This is a genomic window from Arthrobacter mobilis (assembly GCF_012395835.1).
GTDB classification, from domain to species: domain Bacteria; phylum Actinomycetota; class Actinomycetes; order Actinomycetales; family Micrococcaceae; genus Crystallibacter; species Crystallibacter mobilis.
Window position 1 is genome coordinate 1 of record NZ_JAAZSQ010000052.1, and the last position, 2,117, is coordinate 2,117.

At 60.2% G+C, this 2,117-nt stretch carries 1 protein-coding gene; it reads left to right on the forward strand.

Annotated elements, in window-relative coordinates; genetic code table 11:
• The first annotated feature begins 334 nt into the window (after nucleotides 1-334).
• Nucleotides 335-2,002, forward strand: coding sequence for a hypothetical protein (locus tag HGG74_RS20750; protein WP_205762274.1), 1,668 nt, complete (start codon nucleotides 335-337; stop codon nucleotides 2,000-2,002).
• Nucleotides 2,003-2,117 lie beyond the last annotated feature (115 nt).

Consider the following 2,117-nt stretch of genomic DNA (forward strand, 5'->3'; position numbering starts at 1 on the left):
TGGTGCGGACAGAAGGCTCCAACCTAACGAAGTACTACTAGGAGGCCCTATTTCCCGTGCAGGGTCACGCGCGCGCCGCATGTCGAGAGACGCCGGCACCCCCCATTCTTCCGTCCCCCGCGCATCCCGGTTGGGAGTCAGACGCCATAAGCGGACGGTAGCGGTACCGGCCTCAGGCAAACCGGAAGCAATAACCAGAGGCCCGACCATCTATGAGGATCACCGCCTGATGCAGGAGCATCACATCGAGCCAACGCAGCTGGGGTAGCCTTTGTTGGCAGGTAACACCGCAGCACGAACCACATGCGTATAGGAGAGGGCCGGTCATTCGTTGATGGAGGGCGTATACGAACACGAGGGCGTGAAGGTCCGATACAAGCTCCGCGAAGCGAAACAGGATCGGCAGCACCTCGTCGTCGTATTCGCCGCCGTTCTACCCGGACAGCACGACTTCTACGGATTCGACGGCAACACTCTGGACCATGTGAAGGGAGCCGTCCTCTGGATCAAGGACTCCTTCGACGGCCACAACTCCTACTACATGTGCGCCGGCATGGACTTCACGATCGAGCGAGCAGTCAGCGCCCTCATCGACTCCACCCTCCAGAGCCTCGGTCTCACCCCGGCCGACTGTACTCTCCTGGGCGCCTCCAAGGGTGCCACCGCCGCCCTACACCTAGGGCTCAAGTACGATTACCGGAACATCGTCGCCTCTGTTCCACAGACAAAAGTCGGGACCTACGTCCGGCAGCAGTTCAAAGAGACGTTTGCCTACATGGCCGGCCCCGACGCAGACTCATCAGAAGCCAAGCTCAACGAGTACGTCCCCGAGCTGATCGCGGCACCGCGGTCCTTGGCAAAGAACATCTACATTGCCAGTTCGGAAGCCGACCCCGAGTTCAAGGTCCACATCAAACCGGTGCTCGACGGGCTCTCGCGGTTTGAAAACTTCAATCTCCTGCTGACCGACTCCACGCTTGTAACCGCCCACCCGGACGTCACCCCCTACAACGTCCCCTTCATCCTCAGCACCCTCTACGCGCTGTGTGAAGGGCTAGAACCGCGCTACGGGATGGTCAGGAACGGCAACGGGAAACAAGATCGGGAAGCTGCCCGTGAGCACTTTGCCAACAATGCGGGGAAAGCCGAACCGGTTGCCGGATTCCATTGGGTCCGGCTACAGGGCGACAGGCTTTCCTTTTGGGCCTACGGGGCCGCCCTCGGCGAGGAGACAACTGAGGAACCCTCCACCCGTCCGATGCTCCTGGCCGTCAATGGCAGCGACAGTCATGCCTTCGAACTTGACGCGATGGCAGACAAATCGTTGAACTCGAAGCTCTACAGGAAGTACTTCTGCGACTATTCGTGGGCGGGCCTGAAGACTCCCTTGGACCGCGGCTTGTCGCTATACTCGCTCCCTGCCGGAACATTTGATCTGAAGGCATCCTTCACGAGTCGGTCCGGTCACCATCAGGCTCCCCTGGCCGCAAAGACGGCGCAGAAGATGACAGGAGTGTCCGCCGGGTACGCGTACCAACTGGACGCATCCCCCGCAAGGACGCATATTACCAAGACACTCTTGGACGCGCCCGTGCCTGCAGATGGGGTATTCACCTTCACGAATCTCAGCGTTGACGCGCAGAAACTCTTCATACGGGGCGTGTTTGCGGTTCCGCGGGAAGAAATGCGGGCGTGGAACGAGGGGGTCTTCGCACTGACCCTCCGGAACGAATCAACCGCAATGAGTTTCCAACTCGGAGCCAGCCCGGTCCCGGCCACCACGCCCCTCCCCGAAACCTTCGACGCCGAAACCTACGCCTGGGCGAGCTTTTCTACACTCGGCGGCCGCGGAATCGATCTGACCACTGTGGTGGACGGGCACTACGAATGCTTCGTGACCTTCATACGAAACGGACGCGCCTACACCGGTGGCGAACGATTTTCCTTGGCCGTTGCTCAGGAAACCCTGGAGCTCGGACGCGTATTCTCCACCGCCAGTTGATGCCGGCATTGACCTGCGACGGCATGACGAAGGAGTTCACCTCCTAGTGCTGCGTTCCTCTTTAGGGGCGTAGATTGGAAGAAAGACGGTTCGGATCCCTGGAGGCGGTCCTCAT